Below are 8,409 nucleotides of genomic sequence, written 5' to 3'. Positions count from 1 at the left end.
CCCCCCACCCCACATCACCCCCACCCCGCAGTCCGGCCCCCACGGTGCCCGGGCCACCCCGTCACGCCCCGAGAAGGAGATCCCCCATGACCACGTCGCTCACCACCCTGGAGTCGATCCTCGCGCACCCCCGCGAGCTGTCCGAGGAGCACGCCACCGTCATCCGCGCGACCCTGCCGGTCATCGGCGCCCACATCGACGAGATCACGCCCGTCTTCTACCGGACGATGTTCGCCGACAATCCCGAACTCCTCCGCGACACCTTCAACCGCGGCAACCAGAAGCTGGGCGCCCAGCAGCGCGCGCTCGCGGCGTCGATCGCGACGTTCGCCTCCCTGCTGGTGGACGGCCGCAGCCCGGTCGACATGCTCTCCCGGATCGGGCACAAGCACGCGAGCCTCGGCATCACCCCCGACCAATACCAGGTGGTCCACGACTACCTCTTCGGCGCGATCGTGGAGGTCCTGGGCGAGGCGATCACCCCGGAGGTCGCGGCGGCGTGGGACGAGGTCTACTGGATCATGGCCGCCGTCCTGGTGGACTTCGAGAAGGCCCTCTACGCCGAGGCGCAGGTGGAACCGGGGGACGTCTTCCGCACCGCCACCGTGATCTCCCGGGAGGACGTGACGGACTCGGTCACCGTGATCACCCTCGGTGGTCCGGACGGCGAGCCGCTGCCCGACTTCCGCCCGGGCCAGTACACCTCCGTCGGCGTGGTCCTCCCCGACGGCGCGCGCCAGCTGCGTCAGTACTCCCTGTCGACGGCACCGGGCGAGGGCACGTGGCGCATCGGTGTCCGCCGGGTCGACGCCGAGGTCCGGGGCGGGCTCGGCTGCCCCGCCGGCGAGGTCTCGGGCTGGCTGCACGCCCACGCCGAGGTCGGCACCACGATCCAAGTCACCCTCCCGTTCGGCGACCTCGTCCTGGACGCCGCCGGGATCGGCCGCGACCAGGACGCCGCGCCCGTGGTCCTCTGCTCGGCCGGGATCGGCATCACCCCGATGCTCGGGATGGTCGCCCACCTGTCGGCGACGGAGGACACCCGTCGCGTGCTCGTCCTGCACGCCGACCGATCGCCGGCCGACCACGTCCTCGCCGAGGAGGTCGCGGGCGAGTCCTCGCTGCTCGCCGACGCCGAGGTCCACACCTGGTACGAGCAGGGGGCGGACACCGTCGCCGGCCCGGGCGCGGTCCACCCGGGATTCATGGACCTGGCGACGGTCGAACTCCCCGAGGGGGCGCACGTCTTCCTCTGCGGGTCGACCGGCTTCCTCCAGTCACTGCGCCCGCAGTTCCTCGAGGCCGGCGTGCCCGCCGAGCGGCTCCACGCGGAGTTGTTCGCCCCGAACGACTGGCTGGTGTAGTCCCGCCGGCGTGGGCCCGGATGGCCTCCGTCCGGGCCCACGCGCAGCCCCGAAAGGCGCGTCGCGGAGTGTATTTGACCTATAACAACTCGTGGGCGTGTGGACGAACTCGCGGACGCTCGCCGCGATCTGGCAGACACTTGGGGTCCGGGCGGTTCCCCCTCGAACTGGCCCGGCGCAGCGAGACAAACCACAGATCCGACGCAGCGAGAGCCGACGCGAAAGGACCCATGGTGTCCTCAGCACCAGATTCCGCGACCCGCGATGCGGGGCCCCCTGTCGTCCCCGACCCGGGGAAAGCGAACCTCGCACTGGCCCTGTGCTTCTCGGGATTCCTTCTCACCTTTTGGGCGTGGGCCCTGATGGGACCGCTGGGCGCGACATACAAGGACCAGTTGGGACTGACGTCGTTCCAACAATCGCTCGTCGTGGCGTTGCCGGTCGTGGTCGGGTCACTCGGCCGGATCCCCGTCGGCGCGCTCACCGACCGCCTCGGCGGCCGCACGATGTTCCCGCTGATCGCCGCGCTGACGATCCTCCCCACCCTGTTCGTCGGTTTCGTCGACAACAGCCTGACCGCTCTGCTCATCGGCGGATTCTTCCTGGGCATCGGCGGCACCTCGTTCGCCGTCGGCGTCCCCACCGTCAACTCCTGGTTCCCGCCGAACCGGCGCGGCACGGCGATCGGCATCTTCGGCGCCGGCATGGGCGGCACGGCCATCGCCGCGTTCACGACCCTGCGGCTCCGCGAGGCGTTCGGCGACCAGGCGCCGTTCGTCCTGGTCGCGATCCTGCTGGCCGTGTACGCGGTCGTCGCCCGGATGCTCCTGAAGAACTCGCCGACCTGGACGCCCGCCCAGGGAAACTGGGTGGTCAAGGCGGCCAGGACCCTCGCCCGTCCCGTCACCCTCAAACTGGCCTGGCTCTACGCGATGGGCTTCGGCGGGTTCGTGGCGTTCTCCGTCTATCTGCCCACGTACCTACACAACTTCTACGAGTTGGAGACGGAGGACGCGGCCCTGCGGACCGCCGTGTTCGTGGTGATCGCGGTGGCCTGCCGACCCCTCGGCGGCGCGCTGGCCGACAGGCTCCCCGGCGCCTGGGTGCTCATCGTGAGCTACACCGTCACCGGGTTGATGGCCGCCGCCGCGACGGAGCGCATGCCGCTCGTCAGCGCGGATGCCGGCACCTTCTACCCCGTCGGGACGGCGGTCTTCCTGTTCATGGCCGCGTCGCTGGGCACCGCCTCCGGCGCCGTGTTCGCCCTGGTGGCCGAACTGGTCGAGCCCACCGCGGTCGGGTCGGTCACCGGCATCGTCGGTGCCGTCGGCGGCCTCGGCGGCTTCGTCCCCCCGCTGCTGCTCGGCTACTTCTGGACCGCCCACGGCAACTACCGCGTCGGGCTGCTCCTGCTCTTCGTCCTCTCGATCGCCACCGCCGCCCTCACCTGGCTGTGGTTCCTCCGTACCCGTCGCAGTGAGCCCGCCGCCACGGAAAGGACCCCGGCATGACCAGCATCGACTCCCCCCGCCCCGCCTCGCCGACGCCGGAGGGCCGCGGCACCGGGTCCGGTCGGATGGACGGCCCCGCCTCCGATGCCCTGCTGCGGGCCGGCCGGTTCTTCCGCCGGGGGGAGGCCTCCGACGACCTGCGGACCGTCACGCACTCCGGCGGGCGGGAGTCGGACGTGTTCTACCGCGACCGCTGGAGTCACGACAAGGTGGTCCGCTCCACGCACGGCGTCAACTGCACGGGCTCGTGCTCGTGGAAGGTGTACGTCAAGGAGGGGATCATCACCTGGGAGTCGCAGCAGACCGACTACCCGGACATCGGCGACGACATGCCCGGCTACGAGCCCCGCGGCTGCCCGCGCGGCGCCGCCTTCTCCTGGTACACCTACTCCCCCACCCGCGTGCGCTACCCCTACATCCGTGGCCGGTTGATGGAGCTGTGGCGCGCGGCCCGCGCGGAGCACTCCGACCCGGTGGACGCGTGGGCCTCGATCGTCGAGGACCACGAGAAGACCGCCTACTACAAGCGGGCCCGCGGCCACGGCGGACTGGTGCGCTGCCGGTGGGAGGACGCGATGGAGATCGCCGCCGCCGCCCACGTCTACACGGCCAAGACCTCCGGCCCGGACCGGGTCGCCGGGTTCTCGCCCATCCCGGCGATGTCCATGGCCTCGTTCGGCGCCGGCTCCCGCTTCATCGAGTTGTTCGGCGGATCCATGCTGTCGTTCTACGACTGGTACGCGGACCTGCCCGTGGCCTCGCCCCAGGTGTTCGGCGACCAGACCGACGTCCCAGAGTCCGCGGACTGGTTCAACTCGTCCTACCTCATCATGTGGGGCTCCAACGTCCCCGTCACGCGCACCCCGGACGCCCACTTCATGACCGAGGCCCGCTACCGGGGCCAGAAGGTGGTGGTGGTCTCCCCCGACTACGCGGACAACACCAAGTTCGCCGACGAGTGGCTGCACCCGCACCCCGGCACCGACGGCGCCCTCGCCATGGCGATGGTGCACGTCGTGCTCACCGAGTTCTACGCCCGCCGGTCCACGCCGGAGTTCGAGTCGTACGCCAAGAAGTACACGGATCTGCCGTTCCTCATCACCCTGCGCACGCGCGGGGACGGGTCGGTGGTCCCGCACAAGTTCGTCACAGCGGACATGCTCGCCGACGGCGTGCTCGAGGCGGCCCCCGGGGAGAACGCCGCGAACAAGACCGTCCTCATGGACGCCGTGACCGGGCGCCCGGTGGTCCCGAACGGCACCCTGGGCGACCGGTTCGGCGAGCAGGGTGCCGGGAACTGGAACCTCGACCTGGGTGACATCGACCCCGCGTTGAGTCTGCTCGACACCCTGGAGGGCACCGCCGAGGTCGTCCTGCCCCGCTTCGACACCGTGCGTGGCGACGCCGGGACCATCACCCGCGGCGTGCCCTACCGGACGGTGAGGGGTGACGACGGCGAGGACCTGCGCGTCACCACCGTCCTGGACCTGATGATGGCGCAGTTCGGCGTGGCCCGCCAGGGCCTGCCGGGCAGCTGGCCGAGCGGTTACGACGACCTCGAGCCCTACACCCCGGCGTGGCAGGAGCAGCACACCGGCGTGCCGGCCGCCCAGGCCGAGCGGATCGGTCGCGAGTTCGCCCGCAACGCCCTCGAGTCCGGCGGCCGGTCCATGATCCTCATGGGCGCCGGCACCAATCACTGGTTCCACTCCGACGTCATCTACCGGGCCTTCCTGGCGCTGACCATCCTCACCGGGACGCAGGGTGTCAACGGTGGCGGCTGGGCCCACTACGTCGGGCAGGAGAAGGTCCGGCCGCTGACCGGGTTCCAGCAGGTGGGAATGGGCCTGGACTGGTCACGCCCGCCCCGGCAGATGATCGCCACCGCCTTCTTCTACCTGCACACCGGGCAGTGGAAGTACGACTCCTACGGGGCCGACGTCCTGACCGCCGCCACCGGCGAGAATCGCTTCGCCGGCCTGAGCACCCCGGACCTCGTCGCGATGTCGGCCCGGCTGGGCTGGATGCCGTCCTACCCGACCTTCGACGCCAACCCGCTGGACCTGGGCGCGGAGGCCTCCGACGCCGGGGTGCCGGCGGCCGATCACGTGGTGGGCCGGATCAAGGACGGGTCACTGCGGTTCGCCGCCGAGGACCCGGACGGCCCCGGCAACGCGCCCAAAGTGCTCACCGTGTGGCGCTCCAACCTGCTCGGGTCGTCGGCCAAGGGGGACGAGTACTTCCTCCAGCACCTGCTGGGCACCGACTCGTCACTGCGCGCCGACCAGGCCCCCGAGGGCCACCGCGGGCGGGACATGGTGTGGCGGGAGGACGCCGAGGACGGCAAGTTGGACCTGCTCACCACGCTCGACTTCCGGATGACGTCCACGACCCTGTTCTCCGACCTGGTGTTCCCCGCGGCCACCTGGTACGAGAAGCACGACCTGTCGTCGACGGACATGCACCCCTTCGTGCACTCGTTCAACGCCGCCATCAACCCGCCGTGGGAGACCAAGACGGACTTCGAGACGTTCCGCCTCCTAGCCGAGAAGGTCTCCGAGCTCAGCCACGGTCACCTCGACATCCGGACCGATGTGGTGGCGACGCCGCTGGGGCACGACACCCCGGACGCGCTCGCCAACCCGGGCGGCACGGTCTCGGACTGGAAGGACGGCTCGTGTGAGCCCGTCCCGGGGAAGAACTTCCCCAAGATCACCGCGGTCGAGCGCGACTACCGCCTGCTCGGGGAGAAGTTCGGGTCGCTCGGCCCGCTCGCGGAGGAGGTCGGCATGCCCGTCAAGGGACTCATGCTCAAACCCGACAAGGAGATCGGGGTCCTGCTCAAGTCAAACGGCGAGACCCGCAAGGGCGTCGGGAAGGGTCGACCGCGGCTCGACACCGACATCCGGATGTGCGAGGCGATCCTCACCCTGTCCGGGACGACCAACGGACGGCTGGCGACGCAGGGGTTCGAGCAGCTCGAGGCCCGGACCGGCCGCGAGCTGGCGGACCTGTCGCGGGGCGAGGAGGGCAAGCGCATCACCTTCGCGGACACCCAGTCCCGGCCCCAGCCGGTCATCACGTCCCCCGAGTGGTCGGGGTCCGAGCACGGCGGCCGGCGGTACAGCGCGTTCGTCATCAACGTCGAGCGGCTCAAGCCGTGGCACACGCTCACCGGGCGGATGCAGTTCTTCATGGACCACGACTGGATGGCCGAGATGGGCGAGCAACTGCCGGTGTACCGGCCGCCGCTCAACATGCACCAGCTCTACGGCGAGCCCGTCCTCGGCTCGGATGACGGGTCCGGCGGCGCGGCGCTGACCGTCCGCTACCTCACCCCGCACAACAAGTGGTCGATCCACTCGGAGTACCAGGACAACCTCCTCATGCTCAGCCTGTCCCGCGGCGGGCCGACCATCTGGATCAGCAAGGAGGACGCCGAGCTCATCGGCGTCGTGGACAACGACTGGATCGAGGCGGTCAACCGCAACGGCGTCGTCGTCGCCCGCGCCATCGTCTCCCACCGCATGCCGGCCGGAACGGTCTACATGCACCACGCGCAGGACCGCGTGGTCGACGTGCCGATCGCGGAGGCGTCGGGCAAGCGCGGCGGTATCCACAACTCGGCAACCCGCATCCTCATCAAACCGAGCCATCTCATCGGCGGGTACGCGCACTTCAGTTACGCGTTCAACTACATCGGCCCCACCGGAAACCAACGTGACGAGGTGACGGTCATCCGCCGTCGCTCCCAGGAGGTGCAGTACTGATGCGCGTCATGGCCCAGATGTCCATGGTGATGAACCTGGACAAGTGCATCGGCTGCCACACCTGCTCGGTGACCTGCAAGCAGGCGTGGACCAACCGGTCCGGCACCGAGTACATGTGGTGGAACAACGTCGAGACCCGACCCGGGCAGGGGTATCCCCGGACGTACGAGGACCAGGAGCGGTGGAAGGGCGGCTGGGAACTCGGCAAGAACGGCCAGCTCAGGCTCAAGGCCGGCGGGCGGATGAAGAAGCTGCTCCAGATCTTCTCCAGCCCCACAATGCCGTCGATCGACGACTACTACGAGCCGTGGACGTACGACTACGACACGCTCGTGTCCTCGCCCCTGCAGGAGCACACGCCGGTAGCCCGGCCGTACTCGCTCATCAGCGGCAAGCCGATGAAGATCTCGTGGTCCGCCAACTGGGACGACGACCTGGGCGGTTCCCCCACCCACCTGAAGGACGACCCGATCCTGGCCAAGGTGAGCGAGGAGATCAAGGCGGAGTTCTCCGAGACCTTCATGTTCTACCTGCCGCGCATCTGCGAGCACTGCCTCAACCCGTCGTGCGTGTCCTCGTGCCCGTCGGGCGCGATGTACAAGCGGGTCGAGGACGGCATCGTCCTGGTGGACCAGGACCGCTGCCGCGGCTGGCGCCAGTGCGTGACCGGCTGCCCGTACAAGAAGGTGTACTTCAACCACCGCACGGGCAAGGCCGAGAAATGTACGTTCTGCTTCCCCCGCGTCGAGGTGGGCATCCCCACCGTGTGCTCGGAGACGTGCGTGGGACGCCTGCGGTACATCGGACTCATCCTCTACGACGCCGACAGGGTGCTCGAGGCGGCCTCCGAGCCGGACGAGCACAAGCTGCTCGCCGCGCAGCGCTCGTGTTTCCTCGACCCGAACGATCCCGAGGTGGTCGCCGCGGCCCGCGAGGCCGGCATCCCGGACGACTGGGTCGAGGGCGCCCAGCGGTCGCCGATCTGGCAGCTCATCTCCCGGTTCGAGGTGGCCCTGCCGCTGCATCCGGAGTACCGCACCATGCCGATGGTCTGGTACGTCCCGCCGCTGTCGCCCATCGTCGACCGGGTCGCCGCGGACGGCGGTGACGGCGAGGACGCCGACACCCTCTTCGGCGCCATCGACACCATGCGCATCCCCATGGAATACCTCGCGGAGCTGTTCACCGCGGGCGACGTGGACGCCATCCAGGTGGTGCTCAACCGACTGGCCGCGATGCGCACCTACATGCGTGACATCAACCTCGGCCGCGAACCCCGTGCGGAGATCTGCGACGCCGTCGGGATGACCGAGGAGGACGTCTACGACATGTACCGACTCCTGGCCCTGGCCCACTACGACGAGCGCTACGTGATCCCCACCGCCCACCAGGAACAGGCCCACTCGCTGGAGGAACTGGCCACCGAGTGCAGCCTGGACTACGAGGGCGGGCCCGGGATGATGGGCGAGTCCGGGCCGTTCGGCGAGGGCTCGGGTGACCAGGCCCTGCCGATCGCCGTCGAGAGCTTCCACGCCCTCAAACAGCGGCAGACCTCGGACACCATCGCGTCGCCGGGCGACAAGTCCAGAAGGGTCAACCTCCTCAACTGGGACGGTCTCGGCACGGGCGGCCTGTTCCCCGGAAGCAAGGACTAACGCGATGGGTGCACAATTCCTGGCCGGAACCGGCTTCGGGAGCGACCTGTTCGCGCGGGTGCGTCGGGCGGTGGGCCCCGGCAGCGGGCCGGCGGTGGGCCGCGGCGCG

Annotated in this window: 4 protein-coding genes; all 4 read left to right on the top strand. The window is 69.8% G+C overall.

All coding sequences use genetic code 11. The features are described 5' to 3' along the window. Window positions 1-86 precede the first annotated feature (86 nt). The 4 genes from G6024_RS13710 to narH all read left to right on the top strand — a co-directional run bounded on the left by G6024_RS13710 (window position 87) and on the right by narH (window position 8,300). Window positions 87-1,364: a globin domain-containing protein gene (locus tag G6024_RS13710; RefSeq protein ID WP_159148948.1), complete on the top strand. Its 1,278-nt coding sequence runs from the start codon at window positions 87-89 to the stop codon at window positions 1,362-1,364. 230 nt (window positions 1,365-1,594) lie between these two features. Beyond that, window positions 1,595-2,875 (top strand): MFS transporter, encoded by a 1,281-nt coding sequence (locus tag G6024_RS13705; protein ID WP_159148947.1) that lies wholly within the window; start codon window positions 1,595-1,597, stop codon window positions 2,873-2,875. Beyond that, the gene (locus G6024_RS13700) at window positions 2,872-6,645 is read left to right on the top strand and encodes a nitrate reductase subunit alpha (protein WP_159148946.1); all 3,774 of its coding nucleotides are present in this window, start codon (window positions 2,872-2,874) and stop codon (window positions 6,643-6,645) included. Before G6024_RS13705 ends, G6024_RS13700 begins: the two co-directional genes overlap by 4 nt. Continuing rightward, a complete protein-coding gene (narH, locus tag G6024_RS13695) occupies window positions 6,645-8,300 on the top strand; it encodes a nitrate reductase subunit beta (protein WP_069390164.1) in 1,656 nt (551 codons plus the stop codon). Before G6024_RS13700 ends, narH begins: the two co-directional genes overlap by 1 nt. The last annotated feature ends 109 nt before the right edge of the window (window positions 8,301-8,409 follow it).

This window comes from Dietzia maris, assembly GCF_014144855.1.
Taxonomy (GTDB): domain Bacteria; phylum Actinomycetota; class Actinomycetes; order Mycobacteriales; family Mycobacteriaceae; genus Dietzia; species Dietzia kunjamensis.
The sequence above is the reverse complement of the archived record's forward strand: the minus strand, read 5'-3'. Positions and strand labels throughout refer to the sequence as shown.

Bases quoted from the DNA above. Each gene is read 5' to 3' on its own strand.
- G6024_RS13705 (WP_159148947.1), top strand. From the start codon at position 1,595: ATGGTGTCCTCAGCACCAGATTCCGCGACCCGCGATGCGGGGCCCCCT.
- narH (WP_069390164.1), top strand. From the start codon at position 6,645: ATGCGCGTCATGGCCCAGATGTCCATGGTGATGAACCTGGACAAGTGC.
- G6024_RS13700 (WP_159148946.1), top strand. From the start codon at position 2,872: ATGACCAGCATCGACTCCCCCCGCCCCGCCTCGCCGACGCCGGAGGGC.
- G6024_RS13710 (WP_159148948.1), top strand. From the start codon at position 87: ATGACCACGTCGCTCACCACCCTGGAGTCGATCCTCGCGCACCCCCGC.